This window comes from Pedobacter sp. AC379, from assembly GCF_979258145.1.
In genome coordinates this window covers 5,079,006-5,105,363 of record NZ_OZ409839.1, presented here as the reverse complement: position 1 = coordinate 5,105,363, position 26,358 = coordinate 5,079,006, and the positions used below count along the sequence as shown (strand labels likewise).

Sequence of the window (26,358 nt, the reverse complement as noted above, 5' to 3'; positions counted from 1 at the left end):
AAGCGGGGCAAAGATAGTAAAAAAGGATGAAGGTAGAAAGGCTGAAGGCAGAAAGGTTGAAGGCATTTATGCCCTAAACTCTTCATCAACAAACTTATAATCGATTTGAAAATTAAGGTGTATTTGCCTTAAAACTTCCTGTCCTCTACCTTCAACCTCATTAAAAGCCGTAAGAAATTCTAAATCCTTGCGTTAATTTGGTGCCGCCATCATAAGCAAAACCATAACTTGCCCTTAAAACCAAGCGTTGAATACCAAAATAAAACTCTTTATAATTCCTTTTTTCAGGAGAGGAAAGATAACCCCCACCAATAAATTCTTCCAGTTTAGCTTTACGCAACAATGGAATTTTGTTCATGAAAAAACCTGCAAAATTATGCTCCAAATGTGCTTCAAAATATTGCTGGTTGGTACTGAACTGGTAAAAATCCAAATATTGGAACTTTCTTAAGTTAGGAGGGAAAATTGTAGAAATATTACCCGCAAAGTGTTTGAAATCAGGGTAATACATTTTATCGTTATTTAAGAACTTGCCCACACCTGCCAGAAAAGATGTATAACCCCATAATCCCAATCCGATTCTGTCTTGAGAAACTTCCAGCTTAACAAAATCATAGTCAATATCGCTATTTAAAACACCATGAAATCCCTTTTTATACAATACCGTAATTTTAGGAAAACGCGATTCTGTATAAAATTTACCGTCAGGGCGTGTAATGTATTTTTGCCCCATGGTATAAGTTAAACTTGCGGTTGCACTAAGTGAATTATAAGTTGGGAAAAGTGGTGTCTCAACAGTAGGACTAAAAGGATTGTTCGAAGTAAACTCCCTGTCTTTTGCATCTATAAACTTAAATGTGGTGCTATTACTTAAATTCTTGTTATGGCTATAATCAACACTTACACTTGCTTGTAAACCTGTAGCCAATTCGCGGGTGGTGTTGATGTTGATGAAATTCTTTTCGTAAAATTTAGAGAAGTTTTTCTCATAAAACAAGGAGTTGATAGAATTACCCAGAGCCGTCATAGAACCCAGGTTGTTTAAGTCGAAAATTCCGTTTCCGAAAGATGCACCTACACTGGCTCTTTTAAGCGGGTTGTAATAATAACTTCCTGTTAAACTTCCTGTAAGTTTTTGATTTGCAAAACCATACCTCAATTCTGGTCGTATGGAGTAAGATCTTCTATTGGCAAATTCTTTACGGTAAGTAACGCCATATTTAACGGCAAATCCTTCTACAGTATTGTAAAATATTGCCCTAAGCACAGGGTCGAACGACCAATATTCTTTATCATAACGATCGTTAATGCTATATCCCCTGAGCAACAGTTTGCCAATTCCGAATTTGTTGTTGTCTTTTTCTAATGAATCAAGATACTTTTTTGATTCTTTAAGTTTGGCAATGCTATCCTTTTTAACATAATTAAGCTTTTCATCACCCGTTAACGGAATCGGCCGGTTATTGGCCCAGTAAGCAGAATCTTTCTTATTTACCATTTCGGTAATTTTCAAAATTTCGCCACTGAAATAGTTTTTAGGGAATTTTGGATCAATGTTGTAATTGTTATATATGCCAACGTAATAGCCAGCAATTTTAAAGCCCAGTACATTACCGGCAAATTGAAAGTTAATGGCCGTTGGCATATAAAGATCTTTAACCTTGGTAAACTGTTGACTGATGTTTAAAGTGTCAATAAAGTTGATGCCGGCGTTTTTGGTAAGGTAAACATCGGTGTTGTATATTCTCCAGCTTTCATCTATAATGTAAATAATCCCTCTAAAAACAGGATCATTTTCACGGCGTGGAATTACCTCAATTTTATGAATAAGCTCCCCATTTTCTTTGCTTTCGCCAAGCAGCTTATATTTATAATAAAATAGTGCATTATCTGCAATCGGAGAAATAAATCCCCTTGCACTCAATTTATTTTCGAGTAGGTAATTGTCGTAAAAATTAATAATCAGATCCGATGCTTTGTTAAAGCTAAAAGCATTATTCCTTCCAGCAACCTTTGATGAAATCATTTCTTCATGTACATCATTTGGTCTTCTGAAATTAAATTTACTCTGTGATTCTGAAAGATAAATAATACCTTTTCTATTGGTGTCGAGTTCTAACAACTTTTGAATATCCTGACCGAAGAATTTTTTTGGAGCACCCTTTAAGCGTTGCACACCTTTAATATAAACATCGCAACTAAAGGCTTTAACTTCTTCTAAATGTGTTTTTCTTTGTTTAATTGCCTTACGGATAATGGCATAAGCAGGATCCTCGGCATTTGCCCTGATATTTACATTTTCTAAAGTATAACTTTCGGATGTAACCGTTACATTAAGGGTTAAATCATCCTTAAGGTTAATAATGTGATCCTGCTGTTTGTAGCCTACTGCCCTGAAACTTAAGGTATATTCTCCGCTTTTTAGCTTCATGGAATATTTTCCATCAACATTTGCAGAAGTTCCGGTAGTGGTGTTTTTTAGATAAACAGAAGCAAAAGGAACAGGCTGACCGCTGCTATCTTTTACTGTTCCTGTAATGGTAAATTGTTGAGCTAAAACAAAATTGGTGAGGCCACAAAAAAATAGGAGCGCGCAAATTTTTATCATAAGTTAGATTAGTAAGCTATAAATATCGAATAACTTTTAAGACTATACATATAGGGGTGTGTTAAAGTTTGTTAAGATCGAAAAAAAATAATTTGCATAAACCGATTTACTTACCGACTTAAAATTTTCACAGATTATACAATCGATCAAACGTTTGTGTGTAAAATATAGGGATAAAATTGCGTTTTTAGGTCGGAGAAGACTTTTTTTTATAACTTTGGGCGTAAAATCAACCATAAAAAGGCCATGTACAAAACATTACAACCTGTTCTTCAAAAAGAACTTGAAGAAATCGAAAACGCTGGATTATTTAAACGCGAACGTATAATTATTACCCCTCAGGGTGCCGATATTAAAGTAAGTGGCGGTGCTGAAGTAGTTAACTTTTGTGCAAATAATTATTTAGGGCTTTCTTCTCATCCAAAAGTGATAGAAGCAGCTAAAAAAGCAATCGACGATCATGGTTATGGAATGTCTTCAGTGCGTTTTATCTGTGGTACACAAGATGTGCATAAAGAACTGGAAGCAAAGATTTCTAAATTTTTAGGTACAGAAGATACCATTTTATATGCAGCTGCATTTGATGCAAACGGTGGTGTTTTTGAGCCATTGTTTAATGCAGAAGATGCCATTATTTCTGACGAATTAAACCATGCATCGATCATTGATGGTGTAAGGTTATGTAAAGCACAGCGTTTCCGTTATAAAAATGCCGATATGGAAGATCTGGAAAAACAATTAATTGCTGCCAAAGATTGCAGACACAGGATTATTGTTACCGATGGAGCTTTTTCGATGGACGGATCTGTAGCCCCATTGGATAAAATTGCTGATTTGGCTGATAAATATGAAGCTTTGATCATGATTGATGAATCGCATTGCACTGGCTTTATCGGTAAAAATGGTCGCGGAACGCACGAACATTTTAACGTGATTGATCGCATCGATATCATTACAGGTACATTGGGTAAAGCTTTAGGTGGTGCATCAGGAGGTTTTACCTCTGGAAAAAAGGAAATCATCGATATGTTGCGTCAGCGCTCACGGCCTTATTTATTTTCCAATACACTGGCTCCGGCAATTGCAGGCGCATCTATCGCAGTATTGGATATGTTGAGCGAAACCACTTCTTTAAGAGATAAATTGGAAAACAATACCAAATATTTCCGTGAGAAAATGACGGCAGCCGGTTTTGATATTAAACCTGGTTTTCACCCGATTGTTCCTGTAATGTTGTATGATGCTAAAATTGCGCAACAATTTGCAGCAAAAATGCTGGAAGAGGGTATTTATGTAATTGGCTTCTTTTATCCGGTTGTACCGCAAGGCAAAGCAAGGATCCGTGTGCAGTTATCTGCCGCACATGAACAACACCATTTGGATAAAGCGATTGCCGCTTTTACCAAAGTTGGTAAAGAATTAGGTGTGATTTAAAACTTATAGATCTAACGTAAACAACAAAAGCCGCTTTATGTGGCTTTTGTTGTTTACGGGTTCATTTTCTTTTATAAGGATATTGTAAACAGATTATTTGAACCCGGCAACTTTAAAAATATTAGATAATTTGCCGTATATTTGAAGCCATGTTACAGGACAAAATAACACTATATACCGATAAAATTAATGCTTTCGTAACCGAAAAAGCAGATGAGTTAGAGCAATTCCGCATTAAATACTTAGGAAGCAAAGGCATTATCAAAGAGATTTTCGACGAATTTAAATCTGTTTCTGTTGAAGAAAAAAGATCATTAGGAAAGGTTTTAAATGAGTTTAAACAACTTGCCGAATCTAAATATTTAACATTAAAGGAATCTACAGAAAGTACTGAAACCAATACAGAAAGCGCTCAACTGGATTTAACTTTACCAGGTGAAGGTTTCGAAATTGGTTCGCGCCATCCATTGGCCCTTGTGCGCAGAGAGATTGTAGAAATTTTTGCCAAATTGGGTTTTACGGTAGCAGAAGGTCCTGAAATTGAAGATGATTGGCATAATTTCTCGGCTTTAAACTTTCCTGAAGAACATCCGGCAAGAGATATGCAGGATACTTTCTTTATTAAAAAAGGTGGCGAAAAAGGCGATATCGCTTTGCGTACACATACTTCTTCCGTACAGGTACGTATGATGGAGCAGGGCCAACCGCCATTTAGAGCAATTATGCCTGGTCGCGTTTACCGTAACGAAGCCATTTCGGCACGTGCACACTGTTTTTTTCATCAGGTAGAAGGTTTGTATGTTGATGAAAATGTTTCATTCGCAGATTTAAAGCAAACCTTGTTTTATTTTGTTCAGGAGTTATATGGAGAAGGAACCAAAGTGCGTTTCCGTCCATCATATTTTCCTTTTACAGAACCATCTGCAGAGATGGATATTTCTTGTACCATTTGTAAAGGGGCCGGTTGCCAGTTTTGTAAATATAGCGGCTGGGTAGAGATCTTGGGCTGCGGTATGGTAGATCCTAATGTATTGGAAAACTGCGGCATCGATTCTAAAAAATACAGTGGTTTTGCATTTGGAATGGGAATAGAGCGTATTACCAACCTAAAATATGAAATTAAAGATTTGCGTTTATTTTCAGAAAATGATTCACGTTTCCTGAAGCAATTTAAATCGGCTTTAATTTAATGATGAAGCATTTATACAGCATATTGTTTGTGCTTGTTTTTGCCACAGCTTGTGGTAAAGATGAAGGTTACATTCCGGATGTGCCTGTAAACTATAATGTTACCTTAACAGAATTCAGTATAAAAGCTGTAAATAATGTATTGGTGGTTTCTAATTATGGTGTTGGTGGCTTGTTAATTGTTAAAACGCCATTGGGTACTTACGTAGCCTTTGATCGTTGCAGTACTGTAAATCCAGAGAAAATTTGTAAGGTAGCTCCGGATGAGAGTGGCGTAACGGCTACTGATCCATGTTCGGGTGCTAAATTTTCACTGCTTGATGGCAGTCCGCAGAAAGCACCAGCCGAAAGAAGCTTAAAAGCATACAATATTTCGTTGCAGGGCAACACACTATTACACGTAAGCAATTAAAATGGAAGCTGAAAAAATAAAAGAAACAGTAAAAAAAGCTGCCAAAGAACTATTCAGAAAGTATGGTTATCATAAAACCAGCGTAAACGAAATTGCTAAAAAAGCGCGTATAGCAAAAGCAACCATTTACAAATATTTCGAAAGTAAAGAGCAGGTTCTGGATAGCATCCTTATGGATTATCTTGATCAGAACCTTCACGAAATTCTGCATAATAAATTAAGCTATGCTTCAGAAGAGGAGCATTTAAAGGCCTTAGTGATGAAAACCAGCCGTTTATCGTTTACAGCCTGTAATGAGTTTATCGGTTGGGATTTTGTACGCGAAAATGCCAATTCACAAGAGTTTTTAAAACATCTTTCTGATCAGTTGGAGGCCTTATTATTGGCCGCTTACCTTCAGTTGGATAACTTTAAGAATAATCCTGCAAGGAGAGAAGGGTTAGCCTTTTTGCTAAAAGCGAGTAAAAGCATTGTATTTTCGTTCGCATTTACTTCGGTGAGTGACTCGGATGTGCGCAAAAACTTTGTAAGCTTTCAAAAAGAGATTTTGCCATTTTTGGTGAAGGCTGCACTTTAAACTATTTAGCTATATAAGGTGATCGTTATGCTGAATTTATTTCAGCATTTTTTTTTCGATATAGACCCTGAAATATATTCAGAGTGAGCACTTTAGGTAATACATCTTTAGAGAGTTCTCTCTAAGGCGAGCTTTAATTTGAAACGAGGTTAATAGATTTACTGATTATAATAATCTTTCATTTTAAACTTTTGCACAGTTCTTTTCATTTTGCCATCAACCAGTTTTTGCGTAATTACGGTAACAATATCGGCAATACTTGAGTCTTCAATTACCGATGAATCTTCGTAAAGCAAGCTTTTAGCATCATATTTATAATTAATGGTTTTGTCAAAGCAGCATCCATCTTTTTGGTGTGTGGCAATCTGTTTGGCTTTTTTATCTACATCAAACATGCCCAGGTTTTCGCTTGCAAGTTTGGTGAGTTCGCTATTCAAAACAAACTTGTTGTCTTTTGAGGATAAATAAACATTATACGAGGGACTGGAATAAGCACCATTGTTTCCATTTCTAATGGCAATATCTTCAAATCCATCAAAGTTAAAATCGCCAAAAATAAGTGGAGTTTGGTATTTACCAAGTTCAAGCCAACCAAGTTTCGCGTTCTGTGTTTCAGTTAAGCCAAAATCAAGATCTTCTGAATGGAAAGTATCAATTTCCCTGTCTGATATTTTATCATAAATGATAACAGTTGCTTTTCCGCTGCAAGCGTTACCTTCGCATTTATCTACGAAAATTTTTGCCTTATACTGATTGGAACTGTTGTTAGCTAAAAACTTAAATTGGGCTTTCGAGGTACTGGCAATCAATAAAATACTGCAAAAAATGATTAAATTTTTCATTAAATATTTTTTGGTAAAATTACATCAATATCACAGGGTAAAAAGTTAAAAAAGGTTAACGTTTTCTTTTACGCGTTTTGATATAACTTTGCACTGCCGACTTGGTTGTAAGCCAATCTTTCCCTTCCTTATAGGCATCTATTTTACCTTGCCTGGCCAATAAACTCACGTATTCTTGCCCATATGGAACATCAGGCTCTGAAACAATATGTGATATCGGCTCATAATCTCCATAAGTGTTTCCAGGCAAAGCATTGATGTAAATGTTAAGTGAACGTTCTAAAGCTTGTAACATCAATAAGCTAAGTTTATAATAATTGCCTTTATTTGCCTGGTTAAGTGCTTCGTAGTATTTTTTTCTGTCGTTTTTAAGGATAATTGCAGGAGGGAAGCCATTTCTCATAAGCAATAGATTCATGGCTAACCTTACCGTACGGCCATTCCCATCGAAAAAAGGATGGATCCAAACAAGTTTATGGTGAAAAATAGTAGACAATAGTACATCGCTTAAGCCTAAAGTGTTATGGTTTATAAAATCGATCAATTGATCCAATAAATCAGAAACCTTATTTGCATTTGGCGGAGTAAAATTTGCCCCAACAATACGAACCCCACCATTTCTTAAGCGGCCGGCAAAATCATCTTCGATGCTTCTCAATACTAAGCCATGCAGCGATAAAATATCAATACTTCTAAGCGTGTAGTTTTTATTGATTAGGGTATAAAGGTAATCTATCGCTTTTTCGTGATTATAGGCTTCAAAATGCTCCCTTAACGATTTTCCTTTAACAGTCATTCCTTCCTGTAAAACCATTTGGGTTTCTTTTAAGCTCAAAGTATTGCCTTCTATACTGTTCGAGTTATACGTCCACTCTAAGGTAAGGTCTTGTTTAATGCGGTGTAGAGCGCTATTTGGCAATGGCCTAGAGGTTTCTAACCGGGCCTTTTTTTCGTAAAGCCTGTCTATCTGCGGTTGCAGCTCTTCTAAATCCCTTAAATCAAATTCCCACATATTCAAATGTATTAAATATCGGTAGGATATAAAAATAAACTTATCCGATATTAACAACTTCTTAAAATGTAGCTAGAACGCAATCTTAGCTTTCGTTGATAATTGCTTTAAATAAAGTTAAGCTATTCCCATTTAAATACCTTTATTGCTACAGCGTAGATTCCGATGCCCCAAAGCAATAAAATCATAATCTGGAATTTCACATCCCACAAACCCGATCCTTCGAAAGCTACCTTACGCATGGCATCGTTTAAATAGGTAAGTGGTAGGGCTCTGCTAATAGGCTGTAACCAGCTTGGAAAAGCCTCGATGGAAAAGAAAGTACCTGATAACAAGAATTGAGGTAAGGTAACAATGTTCGAAATAGGAGGTACCATACTTTCGCTTTTGGCTATGCCAGAAATGATAAAACCAAAACCCATAAATACAATAATACCAAGCGTGGCCAGTATAAGCATATTAATGACTGTTATGGCACCATTTACGAGTGTAAAGCCAAAAAAGAAATGACCAATCAGGATAATAAACAATGCGCCCAGCAAAGCAAAGCCGATACGGGCAATACCCTCGCCAATTACAATACTCGAACGTTTTACCGGAGTGGCAAAAAAGCGTTTAATTACCAGGGTTTGGCGCAAGCTTAAAAATACAAATGCTGTTCCGAAAACACCGGTGCTTAATAGAGAAAAACCCAATTGCCCTGGAAGGATAAAATCAATAGTTTTATATTCGCGGCCTGTAATGGTGCTTTCTTTTATCTCTGCAACTGTTGGTTTTAAGGTTTTATCATAGAAAACATTGTTCAAAACCGATTTTAAAATTCCGCCCTTATCTCTTGATGCTGAAGTGTAAACCACATTTACCGAATAAGCTGCAGAATTTACTTTTCTATGCACATCAATCATGGCATCAACATTACCTTTTTCGAGTAACTTATCAAAATCCGCTTTCGTTTTATCCTTGATGAGCCTAATCATACCCGTTTTCGCTAACATCCCCATCACAGGGTTGTTGATGTCAGATCCTGGCGTAACACCCACATCGATATGGGTGCCGCCACCGCCTAAAAACCCAAATACAAGGATAAATATTAAAGGAAAAGCAAGCGTAAATACCACTGCCGAAGGGCTCCGCATAATGGATCTGAAACTTGCTTTGGCAAGGGCAAGTGTTGCTTTGGTATTGCTATATTGCCCAACCGCTGTTGCGGAGTTTGAATCTCTTTCTTGTATATCTTTTTGCATGTTGGTTCTGCTGGTATTTTTTAAAAAATGTTTTAAGCACTGGATTTCGGGTTACCGATTAAGAACTTACAATGAATTATTCTCTCCATTCCTGTCCGGTAAGGTTAATGAAAACGTCTTCCAGATTGGCTTTTTTAACTTCTTTTTTACGTTCGAAACCACTGCTTACCAGTTTATCAATTAAATTATCAGGGGTATCAAGAGCGATAATCTGTCCGCGTTCTACAAAAGCCACACGATCGCATAATTGCTCGGCCTCATCCATGTAATGGGTGGTAATTACAACTGTTGTGCCTGCATTTCGTATTTCGATAATCAAATCCCAAAGGTTTCTTCTCGCTTGTGGATCTAAGCCTGTTGTAGGTTCATCAAGAAAGATGATTTTAGGTTGGTTGATTAGTGTGGTGGCGATAGAGAAACGCTGCTTCTGGCCTCCTGAAAGTGCCTTATATTTCGCTTTTGCCTTATCCTGAAGGTTTACTTTCTCCAGCATTTCCATCGCTTTGATATTAGCGCCATATAAACCGGCAAAAAGTTCGATCAGTTCAATCAGGTTTAAATTTGGGTAATAGCCCGCTGCCTGTAACTGTACTCCAATAATTTGCTTAATGCTGTGTGGTTGTTTATCCACCGAAAAACCGTCAACAATAATTTCGCCTGAGGTTTTCTCCCGTAAGGTTTCGATAATTTCGAGCGTGGTGGTTTTGCCAGCACCATTTGGTCCGAGTAAACCAAAAATTTCATGTTCGTATACCTCAAAACTAAGGCCTTGAACAGCCACAAAATCATCATACTTTTTTACCAGATCTGTAACACTGATAATGGCTTTTTTTGTTTCCATATTGCGAATGTAAGGAGCTTTACATGAATTGAAAATGAATTATGAAAGAATAAATGAAAATGTCGGTAAAATGATGTTTTAAGCAGGCGAAAAATGGTAAAAAAACAAATCTGCGGACCAGCAGCCTTAATTTGCCGCAAATCCGCAGATTATATTATTGATTTTTGTTAAATGTTAAAATGCTTTGATTTAAGCTTTAGCTTCAAATCTCTGTATTTTATCTCAATCTACCAGTTTAATTCACCTTTCATTACTTCAACAAAATCATCGAATAGGTAACGAGAATCATGTGGGCCTGGAGAAGATTCAGGGTGATATTGAACAGAAAATGCTTTTTTACCTTTAACACGGATACCTTCGATAGATTTATCGTTTAAGTTAACGTGTGTAATTTCTACTTTATCTGAGTTTCTAACTTCATCCGGAATTACACCAAAGCCATGGTTTTGTGAAGTAACCTCGCAGTGGTTTTTGATGATGTTTTTAACAGGGTGGTTTAATCCACGGTGGCCGTTAAACATTTTCATTGTACCAATATCATTGGCTTCGGCCAGTAACTGGTGACCTAAGCAAATTCCGAACAAAGGTTTATCTACAGCTAAAATATCTTTTATAGTTTCTACTGCATAAGGCATTACCGATGGATCGCCGGGGCCGTTGGAAATAAAATAACCATCTGGATTAAATTTTTCCATTTCGGTAAAAGTAGTTTTTGCAGGGAAAACCTGCACATAAATATCACGGTTTTCGAAACTGCGTAAAATGTTCTTCTTAATGCCCAAATCTAAAGCTGCAACTTTTAAGCTGGCTTCAGGGTTACCATAAAAATAAGGTTCTGTTGTACTTACTTTAGAAGAAAGTTCAAGCCCATCCATTGAAGGCACCTCAGAAAGTTTTTGTTTCAATTCGTCAAGATCAGTAATTTCTGAAGAGATAATTGCGTTCATGGCACCTTTATCTCTAATGTGGCGAACCAATGCACGTGTATCAATGTCGGATATGGCTACAAGGTTATCATTCTGGAAATAATCCTGAATAGATTCTGTTGCCTCTTTACGGCTATAAGTGATGTTGTAATTTTTACAAACTAAACCAGCAATTTTAATCGAACCCGATTCGATTTCATCTTTATGGATTCCGTAGTTACCAATATGCGCATTGGTGGTAACCATGATCTGTCCGAAATAACTTGGATCAGTAAAAATTTCCTGGTAACCTGTCATCCCGGTATTAAAACAAATTTCGCCAGTAGTAGTGCCAATTTTTCCGGCCGCTTTGCCGTAAAAAACCGTGCCATCGGCCAGTAATAAAATCGCAGGTAACTTGGTGTAGTTAGTCATAGTGATTACAATATGGATTTTGATTTAAAAAAGAGTTGAAAAAAGAATGGCTTCCGGCATTAAAGCCGTTTTTGCTGGATGCAAAAAAAGATGAATATATCCCTTCCATTTCGGGGTACAAAGATAGGCGTTTAGATTGGAAATGTAAAGAGAAAAGTGAAATAAGGTTGAGCAAAAAAGCTCAGATACCAATGCTGAAAGCGATGAAACCAAATTTGCATAAAAAATGATTTTAGTTTGAGATTGCTTTGGTGTTTTACCTTTGGTGTTTCGGCTTAATTAAAGAAAAAACAATACTTTTGGCAACACAAAACAAATCCCATGTCGGTACATAAAGAAATCAAACGCATCACCACACACATTTTACAAGAAATGAAACAACGTGGTGAAAAAATATCTATGTTAACAGCTTACGATTATTCGATGGCTACTATTTTAGATGATGCAGGATTGGACGTTTTATTGGTTGGCGATTCTGCTTCTAACGTAATGGCTGGTCATGAAACTACCTTGCCAATTACGCTGGATCAAATGATTTACCATGCTGCATCTGTAATTAGAGCCGTTAAGCGTGCTTTTGTTGTGGTAGATCTTCCTTTCGGATCATACCAGGGGAACTCTAAAGAAGCATTAAATTCAGCTATCAGAATCATGAAAGAATCTGGAGCTCATGGTGTGAAACTGGAAGGTGGCGAAGAAATAATCGAATCTGTTCAGCGGATTATTACTGCCGGGATTCCTGTAATGGGCCACCTGGGTTTAACTCCGCAATCCATTTATAAATTCGGAACGTATACCGTTCGTGCAAAAGAAGAAGAAGAAGCGAACAAATTGAAAACTGATGTGCTGGCTTTACAGGCTGCAGGTTGCTTTGCCATTGTTTTAGAGAAAATTCCGGCTGCTTTAGGTAAAGAAGTTACAGAAAGCCTGCATATCCCAACCATTGGTATTGGTGCAGGCCAGGCCTGTGATGGACAGGTTTTGGTAGTTAACGACATGATCGGTTTAACTAAAGGATTTAAACCACGCTTTTTACGTCAGTATATTAATTTATACGACGATATTTTGGGTGCTGCCCAAGCATATATCCGTGATGTAAAAGGAAACGATTTCCCGAACGAAAAAGAACAATATTAACCCCAAACCCCTAAAGGGGCTTTATTACATGAGGTTAATATTTGAAAAAATAAATCAATATATAATTAAAATTTAAGTTCCCCTTTAGGGGCGGAGGGGTTAAATGCCAATTACCGATAACGACATTCTCTTTGAAGATAATCATTTAATCGCCATTAATAAACGGGCTGGTGATATTGTACAGGTGGATGAAACCGGCGATGAGCCTTTGGATGAGCAGGTAAAAAAATACATCGCTAAAAAATACAATAAACCAAATGGTGCTTTTTTAGGCGTTGTACACCGTTTAGATCGCCCTGTAAGCGGTGTGATTTTGTTTGCCAAAACCAGTAAGGCGTTGGAACGGATGAATGCGGTTTTTAAAAACAGGGAGGTAAAGAAAACCTATTGGGCAGTAGTGAAGAATAAACCAGAGAAAGAATCTGCAACTTTAATTCATTGGCTGGTTAAAAACCCTCAAAAAAATGTAGTTTCTTACTACAATACAGAGGTAACTGGTAGTCAGCGTGCCGAGCTTTCTTATAAAGTAAAGGCCAAAGTTGGTGATTATTACCTTTTAGAGGTTGATCCGCTAACGGGGCGTTCGCATCAAATCAGGGTGCAGCTATCATCAATGGGTTGCCCCATAATGGGCGATAATAAATACGGTTACCCTCGCGGAAGCCGAAAAGGTAGTATTTGTTTACATGCACGCCGTTTACAGTTTATACATCCTGTTAAAAAAGAACCTGTAAATATTTTTGCCAAATTACCAGTGGATGGTTTTTGGGAGCGTTTTGAAGACTTATAAAGCGTTAAACATATTAACAAAGAGAACATCCGGTTACAATATTTTTTATTTGACCGGATTTTTTTATGATTTGGCATCATATTTCGTCTATCCCAGACTAAAAACCAAATTAATCATGAAAAACACAATTTTATCTATTGCTGCCGCAGGTTTATTGGCATCGGCATTGGTTTCGTGCGAAAGCACCAAAAAAACTGAAACGACTAAAGATTCAAGCGAAATTTCTGCTAATGGAGACACCATTATAAAAACTACCACGAAAACAACTGAAATAATTAAAACCGGTATACCAACTTTTTCAAGCGAAGAGGTAAATAAAGGGCTCGCAGATTATGTAAAACTTAAGGATGAGTACGTTGCAGCTGTAAAAAGTAAAAATGCTACCGAGATTAAAGCAATTAATGATAAATATACCGCCTGGGCGAATAAAGCTACGGGTTGGGCCAGCAAGTTAAAGCCGGATGAAATACAGAAATATTCTGATTATGTGCTAAAACTAACTGAAGATTGGAGCGCTGCAGCAAAGGATGCTGTGAGTAAATAAAAGCTAAGAAAAGTCGTCATTTTGAATGAAGCAGCGAAACGGAGAAATCTTTTAACTATTTGAAAGATTTCTCCACTGCCGTCGAAGTGACGATTTATGGATTGAAGACGATGTATTATTTACAATCTATTTTGTCAAAAACCATCGAGCCATCAAATTTTAGCTTACTCAAATCCTTGTATTTGGTTTCTCCATTAACCTCATGTATATCGCCATAACCTTCTTTTAACTGATCGCCCTGCATCAAAAAAACAACCTCTCTAACTGATTTCTGGCCTTCAGATTGAAAAGTATAACTCGCAATAATGGTGTCGCCTTTCACTAAGCCGGTAATGGTGCCTGCATTTTTATCTTTTTCGTATAGGTTGTAACCTAAATCACCTGTTACCTTATTGGCTTCTGTTTTAAGCGTGAGCGTAGCTGTATCACGGTCTTTAATATACTTATAGCATTGAACAGCATCTGGCCTTGCTGTGCTGTTGGTTATAATTGTAGAATCTATTTTGGCTTGTGTTTTTTTTGCTGTACCGCCTTGGCACGAAGCCATAAATAATGCGGCAACTCCTAATAGTGGAAAGATGTTTTTCATGTGGATTGGTTTTCTTAATGGATTTGATTTTAATGTGTACTGCAAAGTACCTGCCAAAATTGTTATAAAATAGAAAGCCCCGCAATGCAGGGCTGACTAAACAATTAAACTATAAATTTTACCAAACATAAGTACCAACAGCACCTTTATCTAAACTGCTGGTTACTGTTTTTCCATTGTATTTGATATTAAAAGCTGTTTCTGCATTGTTGTTGTTACAAACAATAAGTATATTTTTGCCTTCAGGTGTTTTAAAAGCAACATTCTGTAGGTTACTGGTAATGTTTGAGGCAATTCTTACCGAACCAGGCTTAACAAATTTAGAAGCATGGGCAATTACATAATAAGCCACATTTCTGCTTACTGCGGGCGAAATTGTAATTGCACCTAAACAGCTTGTACAACCACCTTTATCGGTATGTGGATTGTAATTCTGATCGGCAGCTAAATTCCATTCCAAAACATTACGGCTCCAGTTACGTGTTGCACCAACAATGAGGGTAGATACATGCCATTTTAAATCTTCAGCAAAATTGCCTGGCCCACCAACCCATTGTTCAGTAAAATAAACATTGCGATCGGGATGTGCATCATGCACCTGGCTAAGCGCAGTAATAGGACCTGCATAAAGGTGGAATGCGGAGCCATCAACATATTTTTTAGCCTCTGTATCATTCAAAATTGTGATTGGATATTCGGGTTTATCCGCGTTGTGATCATAAACAATAATTTTTGTTTTGATACCATTGCTTTGAAATATTGGTCCCAAAGCAGTTTTAATGAATGCTGCCTGATCTAAAGCAGTCATGTACATACTTGGGTTGTTTCCAGGATGAAGTGGCTCATTTTGAGGAGTTATTGCGTCTATTACAATGCCTTCTGCTTTCATGGCCTGAATGTACTTCACAAGGTATTTCGCATAAGTTTGGTAGTATTCTGGTTTTAAACTGCCACCGATAAAACTTTTGTTTGTTTTCATCCAGGTTGGGGCTGTCCAGGGTGAACCTAAAAATTTTATTGAAGGGTTTATGGCTACAATCTTTTTTAATACCGGAATTAAATCTGCCTGTTCTTTAGCGATAGAGAATTTTGTTAAAGTCTCATCCGTTTCTCCATCTGCCAGGTCGTTATAAGTAAAGGGCACAGCACTTAAATCTGAAGCACCGATGCTGATCCGAAGGTAACTTACAGCAATGGCATCATTTGTGGCTGCAAAAAGTTCTTTTAACAGTTTATCCTGTGCTGCGGCTGATAAAGCATTAATTAGGCTTGCGCTTCCGCCAGTTAAGGTATAGCCAAAGCCATCAATACTTTGAAAAGTTGTTGCAGGATCAACTTCGATTGTTGGATAATTATTAGTTGCTGCTGAAAAGTTTAATGAAACATTTTGTTGTTTTAACAGTTGCGACTGATCACCTTTGGTTAGCCAAAATGCAACGTCGGTTTTAACGGGCAGGGTAGATGGTGGGTTTTCTGAAGTACCACTGCCTGCCTCCGGGCTTTTACTGCATGCACAAGCAACAATTAAGATGCTCAGCGCAGTGCCAAGGTTATAAAAAGGTTTCATAATTATGGTTTTGGTTAGTGTTTTCAAGGTATTTCGCATTGTAAAAAAGGGTAGTTAAAAGAAGCAAAATCGTTTATGTAAAATCATCATTATCAATTTTCCAATTCATTAAATAATGTGGGATAAATGCTTTGATGATTTTTCTATAAATAGGATGGCAATTGTATACAATAAAGGATTGCCAATTCGCCACTTCTGTTATTTTTAAAAAATGATTTTATAACAAAGGCGACCGTAGCCGCCTCTGTTTTAATAAATTAACGTACGTTAGGGTTTTTGTCTAACTCATCTTGAGGTATTGGGAAGTATAATTTTGAAGCAGATATGTTGTAATTCAGGTTTGTACCTGCACCATCAACTTGTGCGTTCATTACCGGAATTACCCTGTTTGTTCTCAATAAATCAAACCAACGGTGACCTTCAAAGGCCAATTCTAGCCGGCGTTCGTTTTCGATAGCTAAGCGCATCGATGCCTGATCAGTAGCTGTTGTTGCTCCTAAATTAACACGACTTCGAACCTGGTTAACCAAAGTCGCTGCAGAAGACCATCCTGATGCACTTAATTCATTCAATGCTTCTGCTTTTAAAAGAATGATATCGGCCAATCTTAAAATATAGTTGTCAGATTTATCGTCTGCTCGGTATTTATTGATGTAAGGATAACTGGTTTTTGACCAATATGAATCACTCCATCCTTCAGATACTACATTGTTAAATTTAATGCTAGAGGCTTTACGCACAGCATCACCAGCATCATCGAATGCTTTTGATAAGCTGTTGGTAGGAGTGTTAAATCTTTTCCATCCTGTACCAACTAATACGCTTGGCATCCAATTTCCATGCAAACCACCATAGCCATCATATTGCATTTCCCAAATGGCTTCAGTATTGTTTTTGTGGTTAGAATCCCATAAGAAATCGTAGTTTGATACCAGACTATATCCTCCGTTTATTACTGCATCGCAATAGGTGCTAACCTTGGTCCAATCTGGAGTAGGTTTGCTTGCATATACTTTAGCCAGTAGAGCATTAGCCACGCCTTTTGTCATAATACCTTTGTTTGGAGCAGTAGCAGGGGCATTTGTTGCGCCATACTCTAAATCGCTGATAATTTGTGCGTAAATTGCATCTACACTGGCTTTCGCAGGATAAAATTCGGCATCGGTTGTAGGTACTTTAACAACTAATGGAACCGAACCCCAGGTTCTTACCAGGTTAAAATACATGTAGGCTCTTAAAATACTGGCCTCGGCAAGAATTTGTTTTCTTCTGTCGCCCACATCAAGTTTGGCATCTACAATATTTGGAACGTTGGTTAAAATCAGGTTACAGTTTTTAATATCACTGTATAATGCATTCCAATCCCTTGTTACGTTTCCATTGGTAGAAATTACGGTGAATAAATCTAACTGAATGTTTGCAGGATTGTCTCCTCCAGCATAAGCATTGTCTGATCTTACGTCACCATTGGTCATGTAATCCCAAATGTGGTAATCGTTGTACATACCATCGTAAGCACCTTGAATTAATTTTTCTGCAGCAGCTGCATCAGCAAAAGCTACATCAGGACCAACCTGCGTAATTGGATTTTGATCTAAGAAATCTTTTTTGCAGCTGCTTAATGCCAAGGTAAGGGTACCTGCTGCGATTAATGAATATATTTTAAGTCTCATTTTTGTCTGAATTAAAAGCCTACGTTAACACCAAATAAGAAAGTTCTCGATTGCGGGTAAGTACCGTAATCGATACCCATTGATGGACCGTTTGCAGAGTTTTGGTTAACCTCAGGGTCGAAACCTGAATAATTGGTAAAGGTTAACAGGTTATAAGCACTGGCATAAATCATAAATTTGCTCATTTTAAGTTTGCCTAATGCCATGCTGCCAAAATTGTACGATAATGTGGTTGTTTTTAAGCGCAGATAAGAACCATTCTCTACAAAACGGCTGGATGTTAAGGTATTGCTACTGTTGTCTTTTATCGCTTTAGGTACATCTGTAATCTGTCCTGGAGTAGTCCATCTGTTTAGTACAACTGCCGACTGGTTTTTCGAATCGTTCATTCCTTCCAGTTCCATTCTTGAAGCATTAAACATTTGGTTACCCTGCACACCCTGGAACAAGAAATTTAAACCAAAGTTGCCATACGTAAAAGTGTTGTTTACACCATAGGTGAATTTCGGTTGTGCAGAGCCGATAAATGTTCTGTCGGATGCATCAATTGTTCCATCACCGTTTAAATCCTGGTAAACAATATTTCCGGTTTGAGGGTTAACGCCATTTGACACATAACCATAGAAACTGCCCAGCGGACGGCCCGGAACCACTCTAATAGCTGCATCACGCTCATAAATATCACCAAAATTAATTGAACCTACTTTGTCGCCTAAACTGGTTACTTTATTGCGGTTTAAAGTAAAGTTGATATCGGTAGTCCATGTAAATTTATCTTTAACAAAGTTTTTAGTGGTTAAAACAAACTCCAAACCTTTGTTTTCCATATCACCAACGTTAGATGCGATACTTCCAAAACCTATTGAATTTGGTAGTGGCTGGTTAATCAAAAGGTCTTTTGTTTTTTTCAAATAAGCATCAGCAGTAAAAACCACGCGACTGTTGAACATTGATAAATCTAAACCGATATTGGTTTGTGTGGTTTCTTCCCATTTTAATCCTGGGTTTGGCAATTGAGAAAATACGTAAGAACCTTGAGTAGTTGGTGTGTAAAGCTCCAGGTATGAATAATCTCCAATTCCTTCATCATTACCTACTTTACCCCAGCTTGCCCTTAATTTTAAATCGTTGATTGATTTTACATCTTTTAGGAAATTTTCACCAGAAATTCTCCATCCAACTGATGCCGAAGGAAAATAACCATATTTATTTTCAGGACCGAAACGTGATGAACCATCTGCCCTGAAATTTGTGCTGAATAAATATTTGCTGTCGTAAGCATAAGTTAAGCGGGCTAAATATGAACGTTTAGACCATTGAGAAGCTGTAGGAAGCTGTGCTGGAATTGACGTTCCGCGATCTAATAATTCGCCATTAGGGCCGATAAAATTCTGCTCGTTATAATTTAACTTATAATATTTAGATTCTTGCAAAGTCATACCACCTGTAGCGGTAAATGCATTTTTACCCCAGTTTTTGGTGTAGTTTAAAATGTTTTCATTTAGCCAAACATGGTCGGTACTAAAGTTAGAGTTGATAATCCCTTTTTGCGTTCTGCCATAATCTGTAGAATATGGATCTAAGAAATAAGCATAACGGTTATCGTTATTGTTTGTGCTAATGCTCGATTTGAATGAAAAGTTTTGGGTAAATTTTACTTCAGCAGCAAATGCACCCAAGAAACGAAAATTTCTATTGTTATTTTTTGCTGCCATCGCATTGGCAACCGGGTTTTCTGATCCACCTTTGTAAGGGTTAAAGGCATAAGTTCCGTTTGCAGCATAAATACCAATGGTTGGTGGCGTAGTTAATGCCGATAAAATTGTTCCACCTCTTGCAACGTTGGCATTATCACTAACATCTACTGAGTTACTTTGTGTAATTGCAGCATTTCCTGTTAGCTTTAACCATTTGGTTATGTTTTGCTGCCCATTAAAGTGGATGGTATATTTATCCAGTTTAGCTGGTGATACCACGCCTTTATCTTGTTGATAACCAGTTGATAATGAGTATTGACCGCCTTTAACTCCGCCTGAAATTGAAGCCTGGTAGCTGTTTTGAGTACCTGTACCGAAAGTTAAATCTTGCCAATCGGTATTCTGATTACCTAAGCCTTGTGTATCATAACCAAGTTCTTTCATCAGGGCGATGTATTGATCTTTATTTAATACATCCTGTTTTTGCCAAAGGTTAGAAAAACCAGTAAAAGCGTTAAATGTTGCCCGGATTTTATCAGACGAACCTTTTTTGGTTGTAATCAGAATTACACCATTTGCACCGCTCGATCCATAAATGGCTGCCGCAGAAGCATCTTTTAAAATGGTTAAGCTTTCTATATCCGTCGGATTTAAAAAACTTGCATCGCGTGAAGTAACACCATCAATTACATAAAGAGGGCTATTTGATGCATTAATTGAAGTATTACCACGAATGGTAATTGCAACACCTGCCCCTGGTTTTCCTGATTGTGAACTGATCTGCACACCAGCGGCTTTACCTTGAATGGCTTGTAGTGGATTGGTTACCGGCTGATTTTCGATATCTTTTGATGATAATGAAACTACAGCGGTGGTTAAATCTTTCTTGGTTGTAGTACCATATCCAATTACCACCACCTCATTTAATTGTTGGTTATCATCAGATAATGTTACGTTTACTGTTGTACGGTTATTAACTGCCTCTTCAATTGTTTTATAACCAATAAAGGTAAATTCTAATGTCGCATTTTGAGGTGCGCTAATGCTGTATGCACCATTGTCTGTTGTGGAAGCACCCTGGTTAGTTCCTTTCACTTTTACAGATACTCCAGGTAATGGTAAACCTTGTTTGTCTTTTACCAGACCTTTTACAGTTATATTCTGTGCCATACTCAGAGAGATACCGCATAGTATACACACTATAAGCAATGTAAACTTTTGTCTCATAATTTTTGCTCTTGTTAATATTATGCCGTAAAGTTAACACTCATTTAATGTTAAATACAAGTGTTTTGGTTGCTAATTTTTATGTAACTATCTGATATTTAGGTTTTTGTGTTGATTTCGATACGCTTTAATACCATAGCACAAATGGCTATTTTAAGCCTGATAATCAGCGCATAAGTAGCTAAGATGAGGCAAGGTACGGATAGAAAATGATACGCTTAAATACCTAAGAAATTTCTTTAATTAAAGCTTAAAACAAACAAATTTGTGACTGATAAATCCCCGGTTTTATTCAATTACGAGCTGACTCCAGCCGTTTTTAGCTGTTTTTTTCAAAGTTTTCTTGCGGTCATCCATTACTTTTTTAATCCGCGATCCGAATGTCCAGCAAGTACTTTGCCTGATGGAGAGAAGCTCTGACAATTTATGAGAAGATATTTTGCCTTTAGAAGAGTAAATCAGAAAAATCATGTAAAATGCCTTGTTAATCGGTATCCTGGTGTTATGGAAAATGGTATAAGTGGTTACCGATTCTTCATACCCGCATTTACTGCAGCGGCGGCTATATAAAATGTGTCCGTTAAAATAATGATCGTTGCTGCACTTCCGGCAATGGTAACCATTGCTCCATTTAAGTTCTGCTAAAAACTCGTAACAGGTTTCTTTGTCGGGGTAAATTTTACTAAACTCTTCAAAATCTACTTCTGTAGACATTACGCGGTCTCTGGTAACCTTTTCTACACTTGTTTGCAGCTCTTCATTGTCATGCTCCAACAACACATTCATTCTCGAAATTTCTTCTGCCTGCTGCTGTAGCAAAGCATTTGCTTCTTCCAAAGCCTGATTTTTGCTTTCGATGATGAGCGATTTATGGTAAACCTCGCGTGTACGTTCTTCAACTTTACTTTCGAGTTCCTGGTTAATACTATCTTTAAGTTTGGCATTTTCAGCCATTTGCCTGATGATTTTCTGCTGTGCTTTATCCTTTTTTACTTTGAGAATCCGTACTTTATCACCAATTGCAAACGATAAAAAGATCATTTCGAGTACAAAGCAGAAGCTCAAACTGTAATAACTAACTGCCCCGAAATTAAGCCAGCCTATGCCAAGCATGATCAAAAACTTTAGGGTAAAGCCAGCAAAAAGGAAGCTATAGCCCAAAACAAAGAAGCGGGCAGGTTGATAGCCTTTTTTATAGATATAAATGCCGGTAAAAAAAGCAACCGAGAGTGGCACAGCCTCAATAAACTTATAGCTGAACAGTGTTTGATCGAAAATATAGCAGTACAGAAAAAACACAATCCTGCAAACAATAATCGTAATAATAAATTGGTTGAGTTTAGGTGCTTTTGCTTTAACATATAAAAGCTCGCGAGTAAAAAGCAGTGCAAAAATACTCGTGGCGCATAGTGCGAAAGCATAGGCAACCTGATTCCATGCAGGGTTATTGGGCCACAAATACTGATAGGCAATGCCATCGGTACTCATTTCGAAAAAACCTACACTGAGGTTGTAGAGCACATAATAGAGGTATTGCTTTTGCCTGATGGCAATAAACATAATAAGGTTGTAAAAACTGAAAACCAGAATCATTCCGTAAAAAATGCCGAAATAAAAATATTCATCAAGGGCATAAGAAATAAACCATTCGGTGGTTCTGAGCACAATAATTACATCGGCTATTTGTGAGGAACTGATTTTGAAATAATAGGTTTGCGTTCCATTTCCATCATTTTGCAACGGTATTTCGAAGTTTTTGTGGTGAATCAGCCTTTTGTCGAAATGGTTTGCATCGCCAAGGTTTTCAACCTTGTATTTTTTATTATCCTGAGGAATGTACGCAGTAATATGATCGATAGTCTGATCAAAAAACTCCAGTAAAAACGGTTTATCTGCCTGATTGTTCTGTTTAATCTTTATCCTGAACCAGTATGTTTTATTGAGCTGTTTGGTTTGCGGGGTACTGCTCAGGCTCGCTTTAAATTTCTGATCGAATGCGCTGCTTTTAATCTCTTCGAAATTGTATTGATTTCTGGCATCCTCTAAAACTTCAATTTCTTTAAAGGTGAATATGTGCTGTGCCACAGAATCCTGCATTTCTACCACTTTCTGTGCCTTTAAGCCCGAAACAGAAAACAGTAAAATTAGCGCAGTAAAAAGTGTGAAACGCTTTAAATAAGTTAGTGCCAGCATTAATTACAAAGGTACAAATTTGTCTTCACGTGATACCGATCGGCTTATCAGCGAAATTTCATTTTAAAAATATAATGAAATACTTGTTCCTTTCTGTTCTTCAGATTGAATATCGATTTCGATTCTGTGAAACCTGGCAATGCTTTGAACAATTGCTAAACCTAAGCCAAAACCATTTTCGTCCGTATTTCCTCGTTTAAAGCGGTCAAAGGCATCTTCAACAAGGGCCTTACTCATTCCCGAACCCGTATCACTAATGGTTAATACGTACTTTTCCAGTTCGGTTTTATCAGTTATTGCAATTGTACCGCCATCAACATTGTATTTAATTGCATTGTTAATGATGTTGATTAAAAGCGTGTGAATCAGTGCTTTATTGCCTTTAAAATGGAAATCTTTACTCAGGTTGGTGCTATAAATGATGTTTTTATCTGCAATACGGTCTTCCAAATCTTCGTAAATGTCTTCAATTTCCTGTTTCAGGCTAATTTCTTCGGTTTTTAAATACTGATTATTTTCCACTTTCGAAATCAGTAACAAGCTGTTAATGATCACCTTTAAGCGGTTTAATGTTTTTAACGAAGCATAAATTTTATTTTCGTGCTCTACCGGAATATTTGGTGTATTGAGCATATTCTCAAATCTTGTACTTAAGATTGAGATTGGGGTAAGCAACTCATGCGAAACGTTGGCAATAAACTGTTTTTCTAGTGCAAAAAGTGTATTTATTTTTCGCATTAACGAGTTGATGCTGTTATCAAGAATTTTAAAATCTTCGGTGCTTGTGGGTATATTCTGGTAATTGTAGTGCGAAGGATCGTCAACAAGGTTGATTTTTTTATCGATAATCAGGTAAAATGGCTTGAGCAGGAAATTCGAAAAGGCAAAATCGGTAACAAGCGTAATCAGCAAGGCGGCCACAAGCACAATGAGCATGTAAAAACGGATCGAATTTTTAATCGACTGCAGGGTGGTCATTGTTTCCCCAATTTCGAGGTTATACCAGTTGGTATGGTAGGAAAATTTATAGTTAAGTATGCGGTAAACTTCAATATCGCCTTCAATTTCCCGCTTTTCGGTAAACACTTTAGCTGTAGAATCTGGTAAATTGTCGGGTATATCGGTTAAAACGATAAATTCTTCTTTTAAAATGTTATAATCGGTAAAAGATTGTTCTTTATTTAAAAGGCTGTCAATTTCATCATCATTTAAGTTCTCAATAATTTTATTCTTTTTTTTGATTAAACGGTTATCGAGTTGATTGTAGGCAAGTTTATCCAGCGAAAATAAAATAATCGCTCCTAAAACCAGGATGATGGCAATTTTGGTTACCGCATTATATAATGATAACTTAACCTGTAATTTCATTTTGGTTCATTAGTTCGTTAGCCATTAGTTATTTCCTTTAGCTGACAATTGCCCAACGGGCTAGCAATTAATTCTGTAACCAATACTTCTAACCGTTTCAAACCAATCAGTAGGACTAACCGCAGCTAGTTTTTTGCGTAGATTTTTTACATGCACATCTACAAAATTCGAATCAGAGTTTACTTCTAAAATATCGCCCCAAACATGTTCTGTAAGACTCATCCGAGATACCACACGATTTTTATTCAGTACCAGGTAGTTAAAAATTTCGAATTCTTTTTTGGTCAGGTTTAATCTTTCTTCTGCAAAAGAAACCGTTCTATTTTGTATGTTAAGTAAAAAATTATGAATGTTGATTTCATTTTTTTCCAGCTTGTGTTTTCTGCGGGTAATGGCATGCATTCTTGCTAAAAGTTCATTTAACGAGAAGGGTTTAGGTAAATAATCATCCGCACCTTCATCCAGTCCCTTAATCCGATCGTCTACAGCACTACGGGCGGTCAAAATTATTACAGCATCATCGCGATCTTTAGTGGCTTTCAATTGCTTCAAAATATCAAATCCATCACCATCAGGTAAGCCTAAATCCAATAAAATGAAATCGTAGTTGTTTACAAATATTTTTTCCTCCGCAGAAGATTTTTTCCATGCATGCTCTACAATAAATCCTTCTTTGCTTAAGAATTCGTCCATTTCCAGCGCAAGGCTTTTTTCATCTTCAACTATAAGTACGTTCATTCAGTTACAGTTTTCGGTTTGCAATTTTCGGTTTATGGCTTTTACAATTGATGTTTTTCTTAGCAGATTAGCTGCTTTTTTACACTTTGCTTGATGCCATTACCCTGCAACTAAGTTAATATTTTTTAAGATGATCGCACATGCTTCTTCAATTTCTTCTTTGGTAATAATTAACGGGGGCGCGATACGCATGGAGTTGCTGCAATGTAAAAACCAATCTGACAATACACCATCGAGGATACAGGCATCGATAATTTTTTTGTTGATCTCAAAATTTTCAAATTCAACAGCGAGCATCAACCCTTTTCCCCTTATTTCTTTTATTGCATGGTGTTGGAGCAACTTTTTAAATACTTGTCCTTTTTCTTCAACTTCATCCACAATATGATTGTCGACCAAGGTGCGTAAAGTGGCCAAGCCTGCTGCACAACAAACCGGATGACCGCCAAATGTTGTCATGTGGCCTAAAATAGGTGTATGCGATAATACCGACATGATTTCCAGCGAACTGATAAATGCACCGATTGGCATACCGCCACCAATTCCTTTTGCCAAAAGTAAAACATCGGGTACTATATTGTAATGTTCGAAAGCAAACATTTTACCACTTCTGCCAAAACCTGACTGTATTTCGTCGAAGATTAATAAGGTACCGGTTTCAGTACATTTTGTACGCAAGGCTTGCATATAAATTAAATCAGCCACCCTGATTCCGGCTTCGCCCTGAATGGGTTCGATAAATACAGCGGCAACTTCTGTGGTGATTTTATCAAGATCAGAAATATTGTTGTGCTCAATAAAGCTTACATGAGGCAAAAAAGGCCCATAACCAGACGAATAGAAATCGCTTTCCATTAAACTTTCTGCACCTTGTGTGCTGCCATGGTAAGCATTTTTGCAAGCAATAAAACCTTTGCGGCCGGTATAGCGTTTGGCCAGTTTCATTGCACCTTCTACAGCTTCTGTACCCGAGTTTAAAAAATAGGTACAACTTAAACTTTCTGGTAAAATATCGGCAAGTGCTTTAGCAAAATTTACCTGAGGCGTTTGTACATATTCGCCATAAACCATTAGGTGCATATAGGTTTCTGCCTGCTCCTGGATTGCCTTAACCACAGCCGGATGGCAATGGCCTACATTGCTAACACCGATACCGGCAATTAGATCCAAATGTTTTTTATCGGCAGAATCGTATATATAAACACCTTTAGCCCTTACAAATTCGAGCATAAGGGGTTCAGGAGAGGTTTGTGCATTGTGTTGTAAAAACAACTGACGTTGGGTAAGCATGGTACAAAAGTACGGAAATGATAGAGTGCTTTAAAACAAAAAAGACC

The 26,358-nt window shown here is 37.2% G+C and carries 22 protein-coding genes; 8 read left to right on the top strand and 14 right to left on the bottom strand.

Annotation, left to right across the window (positions count from 1 at the left end):
- Positions 1 to 160: 160 nt before the first annotated feature.
- A complete protein-coding gene (locus ACZZZW_RS22010; protein WP_463496545.1) occupies positions 161 to 2,608 on the bottom strand; it encodes a DUF5686 and carboxypeptidase regulatory-like domain-containing protein in 2,448 nt (815 codons plus the stop codon).
- A gap of 246 nt (positions 2,609 to 2,854) precedes the next feature.
- On the opposite strand from ACZZZW_RS22010, the gene kbl reads away from it, so the two are divergent.
- The 4 genes from kbl to ACZZZW_RS21990 all read left to right on the top strand — a co-directional run bounded on the left by kbl (position 2,855) and on the right by ACZZZW_RS21990 (position 6,219).
- Entirely contained in the window at positions 2,855 to 4,042 is a 1,188-nt protein-coding gene (gene kbl / locus ACZZZW_RS22005) for a glycine C-acetyltransferase (RefSeq protein ID WP_055912404.1), read from the top strand.
- Positions 4,043 to 4,191: 149 nt separating this feature from the next.
- Positions 4,192 to 5,232, top strand: coding sequence for a phenylalanine--tRNA ligase subunit alpha (pheS, locus tag ACZZZW_RS22000; protein WP_055912403.1), 1,041 nt, complete (start codon positions 4,192 to 4,194; stop codon positions 5,230 to 5,232).
- Positions 5,232 to 5,642, top strand: a complete 411-nt coding sequence (locus ACZZZW_RS21995) for a Rieske (2Fe-2S) protein (protein WP_463496541.1) — start codon at positions 5,232 to 5,234, stop codon at positions 5,640 to 5,642. The genes pheS and ACZZZW_RS21995 overlap by 1 nt, the downstream gene beginning before the upstream one ends.
- Position 5,643: 1 nt before the next feature.
- On the top strand, positions 5,644 to 6,219 hold the full coding sequence (locus tag ACZZZW_RS21990) for a TetR/AcrR family transcriptional regulator (protein WP_029274048.1): 576 nt from the start codon (positions 5,644 to 5,646) through the stop codon (positions 6,217 to 6,219).
- A gap of 158 nt (positions 6,220 to 6,377) precedes the next feature.
- On the opposite strand, the gene ACZZZW_RS21985 is transcribed toward ACZZZW_RS21990, so the two are convergent.
- The 5 genes from ACZZZW_RS21985 to carA form a co-directional block, all read right to left on the bottom strand.
- Entirely contained in the window at positions 6,378 to 7,061 is a 684-nt protein-coding gene (locus ACZZZW_RS21985) for an XAC2610-related protein (RefSeq protein ID WP_463496538.1), read from the bottom strand.
- A gap of 55 nt (positions 7,062 to 7,116) precedes the next feature.
- A complete protein-coding gene (locus ACZZZW_RS21980; protein ID WP_463496536.1) occupies positions 7,117 to 8,073 on the bottom strand; it encodes a Fic family protein in 957 nt (318 codons plus the stop codon).
- Between the two features lie 122 nt (positions 8,074 to 8,195).
- Positions 8,196 to 9,317: an ABC transporter permease gene (locus tag ACZZZW_RS21975; RefSeq protein WP_463496534.1), complete on the bottom strand. Its 1,122-nt coding sequence runs from the start codon at positions 9,315 to 9,317 to the stop codon at positions 8,196 to 8,198.
- Positions 9,318 to 9,393: 76 nt separating this feature from the next.
- Entirely contained in the window at positions 9,394 to 10,158 is a 765-nt protein-coding gene (locus ACZZZW_RS21970) for an ABC transporter ATP-binding protein (RefSeq protein WP_463496532.1), read from the bottom strand.
- Positions 10,159 to 10,385: 227 nt separating this feature from the next.
- Positions 10,386 to 11,498: a glutamine-hydrolyzing carbamoyl-phosphate synthase small subunit gene (carA, locus tag ACZZZW_RS21965; RefSeq protein ID WP_463496530.1), complete on the bottom strand. Its 1,113-nt coding sequence runs from the start codon at positions 11,496 to 11,498 to the stop codon at positions 10,386 to 10,388.
- 35 nt (positions 11,499 to 11,533) lie between these two features.
- On the opposite strand from carA, the gene ACZZZW_RS21960 reads away from it, so the two are divergent.
- The 4 genes from ACZZZW_RS21960 (at position 11,534) to ACZZZW_RS21945 (ending at position 13,969) form a co-directional block, all read left to right on the top strand.
- Entirely contained in the window at positions 11,534 to 11,728 is a 195-nt protein-coding gene (locus ACZZZW_RS21960; protein ID WP_463496529.1) for a hypothetical protein, read from the top strand.
- Between the two features lie 91 nt (positions 11,729 to 11,819).
- The gene (panB, locus tag ACZZZW_RS21955) at positions 11,820 to 12,635 is read left to right on the top strand and encodes a 3-methyl-2-oxobutanoate hydroxymethyltransferase (RefSeq protein ID WP_463496528.1); all 816 of its coding nucleotides are present in this window, start codon (positions 11,820 to 11,822) and stop codon (positions 12,633 to 12,635) included.
- A gap of 103 nt (positions 12,636 to 12,738) precedes the next feature.
- A complete protein-coding gene (locus tag ACZZZW_RS21950) occupies positions 12,739 to 13,425 on the top strand; it encodes an RluA family pseudouridine synthase (protein WP_108198402.1) in 687 nt (228 codons plus the stop codon).
- 115 nt (positions 13,426 to 13,540) lie between these two features.
- Complete coding sequence (locus ACZZZW_RS21945; RefSeq protein WP_463496527.1) at positions 13,541 to 13,969, top strand: hypothetical protein; 429 nt, start codon at positions 13,541 to 13,543, stop codon at positions 13,967 to 13,969.
- A gap of 115 nt (positions 13,970 to 14,084) precedes the next feature.
- Here ACZZZW_RS21945 and ACZZZW_RS21940 read toward each other — a convergent pair whose 3' ends face one another.
- The 8 genes from ACZZZW_RS21940 to ACZZZW_RS21905 all read right to left on the bottom strand — a co-directional run bounded on the left by ACZZZW_RS21940 (position 14,085) and on the right by ACZZZW_RS21905 (position 26,311).
- Positions 14,085 to 14,558: a hypothetical protein gene (locus ACZZZW_RS21940; protein WP_463496526.1), complete on the bottom strand. Its 474-nt coding sequence runs from the start codon at positions 14,556 to 14,558 to the stop codon at positions 14,085 to 14,087.
- Between the two features lie 118 nt (positions 14,559 to 14,676).
- Positions 14,677 to 16,125 carry a glycoside hydrolase family 30 protein gene (locus ACZZZW_RS21935; protein ID WP_463496525.1) on the bottom strand — a complete coding sequence of 483 codons (1,449 nt, stop codon included), beginning with the start codon at positions 16,123 to 16,125 and terminating at the stop codon, positions 14,677 to 14,679.
- Positions 16,126 to 16,382: 257 nt separating this feature from the next.
- Positions 16,383 to 17,798 (bottom strand): RagB/SusD family nutrient uptake outer membrane protein, encoded by a 1,416-nt coding sequence (locus ACZZZW_RS21930; RefSeq protein ID WP_463496524.1) that lies wholly within the window; start codon positions 17,796 to 17,798, stop codon positions 16,383 to 16,385.
- An 11-nt stretch (positions 17,799 to 17,809) separates the two neighbouring features.
- The gene (locus ACZZZW_RS21925; RefSeq protein ID WP_463496523.1) at positions 17,810 to 20,665 is read right to left on the bottom strand and encodes a SusC/RagA family TonB-linked outer membrane protein; all 2,856 of its coding nucleotides are present in this window, start codon (positions 20,663 to 20,665) and stop codon (positions 17,810 to 17,812) included.
- Positions 20,666 to 21,010: 345 nt separating this feature from the next.
- A complete protein-coding gene (locus ACZZZW_RS21920) occupies positions 21,011 to 22,915 on the bottom strand; it encodes a 7TM diverse intracellular signaling domain-containing protein (RefSeq protein WP_463496522.1) in 1,905 nt (634 codons plus the stop codon).
- A gap of 63 nt (positions 22,916 to 22,978) precedes the next feature.
- Positions 22,979 to 24,283, bottom strand: coding sequence for a sensor histidine kinase (locus tag ACZZZW_RS21915; protein ID WP_463496521.1), 1,305 nt, complete (start codon positions 24,281 to 24,283; stop codon positions 22,979 to 22,981).
- Positions 24,284 to 24,343: 60 nt separating this feature from the next.
- On the bottom strand, positions 24,344 to 25,021 hold the full coding sequence (locus ACZZZW_RS21910; protein WP_055912373.1) for a response regulator transcription factor: 678 nt from the start codon (positions 25,019 to 25,021) through the stop codon (positions 24,344 to 24,346).
- Between the two features lie 99 nt (positions 25,022 to 25,120).
- Positions 25,121 to 26,311 carry an aspartate aminotransferase family protein gene (locus ACZZZW_RS21905; protein ID WP_463496520.1) on the bottom strand — a complete coding sequence of 397 codons (1,191 nt, stop codon included), beginning with the start codon at positions 26,309 to 26,311 and terminating at the stop codon, positions 25,121 to 25,123.
- Between the last annotated feature and the right edge of the window lie 47 nt (positions 26,312 to 26,358).

What these genes read in the sequence shown, in the direction of transcription:
- ACZZZW_RS22010 (WP_463496545.1), bottom strand. Translation starts at nt 2,608, where the DNA reads ATGATAAAAATTTGCGCGCTCCTATTTTTTTGTGGCCTCACCAATTTT.
- kbl (WP_055912404.1), top strand. Translation starts at nt 2,855, where the DNA reads ATGTACAAAACATTACAACCTGTTCTTCAAAAAGAACTTGAAGAAATC.
- pheS (WP_055912403.1), top strand. Translation starts at nt 4,192, where the DNA reads ATGTTACAGGACAAAATAACACTATATACCGATAAAATTAATGCTTTC.
- ACZZZW_RS21995 (WP_463496541.1), top strand. Translation starts at nt 5,232, where the DNA reads ATGATGAAGCATTTATACAGCATATTGTTTGTGCTTGTTTTTGCCACA.
- ACZZZW_RS21990 (WP_029274048.1), top strand. Translation starts at nt 5,644, where the DNA reads ATGGAAGCTGAAAAAATAAAAGAAACAGTAAAAAAAGCTGCCAAAGAA.
- ACZZZW_RS21985 (WP_463496538.1), bottom strand. Translation starts at nt 7,061, where the DNA reads ATGAAAAATTTAATCATTTTTTGCAGTATTTTATTGATTGCCAGTACC.
- ACZZZW_RS21980 (WP_463496536.1), bottom strand. Translation starts at nt 8,073, where the DNA reads ATGTGGGAATTTGATTTAAGGGATTTAGAAGAGCTGCAACCGCAGATA.
- ACZZZW_RS21975 (WP_463496534.1), bottom strand. Translation starts at nt 9,317, where the DNA reads ATGCAAAAAGATATACAAGAAAGAGATTCAAACTCCGCAACAGCGGTT.
- ACZZZW_RS21970 (WP_463496532.1), bottom strand. Translation starts at nt 10,158, where the DNA reads ATGGAAACAAAAAAAGCCATTATCAGTGTTACAGATCTGGTAAAAAAG.
- carA (WP_463496530.1), bottom strand. Translation starts at nt 11,498, where the DNA reads ATGACTAACTACACCAAGTTACCTGCGATTTTATTACTGGCCGATGGC.
- panB (WP_463496528.1), top strand. Translation starts at nt 11,820, where the DNA reads ATGTCGGTACATAAAGAAATCAAACGCATCACCACACACATTTTACAA.
- ACZZZW_RS21950 (WP_108198402.1), top strand. Translation starts at nt 12,739, where the DNA reads ATGCCAATTACCGATAACGACATTCTCTTTGAAGATAATCATTTAATC.
- ACZZZW_RS21945 (WP_463496527.1), top strand. Translation starts at nt 13,541, where the DNA reads ATGAAAAACACAATTTTATCTATTGCTGCCGCAGGTTTATTGGCATCG.
- ACZZZW_RS21940 (WP_463496526.1), bottom strand. Translation starts at nt 14,558, where the DNA reads ATGAAAAACATCTTTCCACTATTAGGAGTTGCCGCATTATTTATGGCT.
- ACZZZW_RS21935 (WP_463496525.1), bottom strand. Translation starts at nt 16,125, where the DNA reads ATGAAACCTTTTTATAACCTTGGCACTGCGCTGAGCATCTTAATTGTT.
- ACZZZW_RS21930 (WP_463496524.1), bottom strand. Translation starts at nt 17,798, where the DNA reads ATGAGACTTAAAATATATTCATTAATCGCAGCAGGTACCCTTACCTTG.
- ACZZZW_RS21925 (WP_463496523.1), bottom strand. Translation starts at nt 20,665, where the DNA reads ATGGCACAGAATATAACTGTAAAAGGTCTGGTAAAAGACAAACAAGGT.
- ACZZZW_RS21920 (WP_463496522.1), bottom strand. Translation starts at nt 22,915, where the DNA reads ATGCTGGCACTAACTTATTTAAAGCGTTTCACACTTTTTACTGCGCTA.
- ACZZZW_RS21915 (WP_463496521.1), bottom strand. Translation starts at nt 24,283, where the DNA reads ATGAAATTACAGGTTAAGTTATCATTATATAATGCGGTAACCAAAATT.
- ACZZZW_RS21910 (WP_055912373.1), bottom strand. Translation starts at nt 25,021, where the DNA reads ATGAACGTACTTATAGTTGAAGATGAAAAAAGCCTTGCGCTGGAAATG.
- ACZZZW_RS21905 (WP_463496520.1), bottom strand. Translation starts at nt 26,311, where the DNA reads ATGCTTACCCAACGTCAGTTGTTTTTACAACACAATGCACAAACCTCT.